Raw genomic sequence first — 258 nt, 5'->3', positions numbered from 1 at the left:
CTACACATCCTCCATTATCGATAGTTAAATCCAGTAAACCCAGTACGGTGCCGAAAGCACCACAAGCTTCACCTTCATAAAAATAAAGTCCGCTAATGAAGTTAAATCTATCGCTGCTGTAATTTAACTGAAATTCCTGCGTAGTTTGTTCGTCTTCATAAACTGCAGGCACTAATAAGACCGGGTTCACCGTCGAGTCAAAATCAATATTTGTGTCGGTATTGCCTTCACGATATGCCGTCACCGATTTAAACGCCC

General features: G+C 41.9%; 1 protein-coding gene. It reads right to left on the bottom strand.

From position 1 onward, the window contains the following. The coding region (locus R0K30_RS22505; protein WP_410613130.1) for a hypothetical protein at nt 1-244 on the bottom strand (244 nt) is incomplete at its 3' end. Between the last annotated feature and the right edge of the window lie 14 nt (nt 245-258).

It is taken from the genome of Bacillus sp. SIMBA_154, from assembly GCF_046536015.1.
In the GTDB taxonomy this organism is placed as follows: domain Bacteria; phylum Bacillota; class Bacilli; order Bacillales; family Bacillaceae; genus Bacillus; species Bacillus pumilus_P.
Note: the sequence above shows the minus strand (reverse complement) of the source record. Positions and strands in the feature narration are given on the sequence as shown.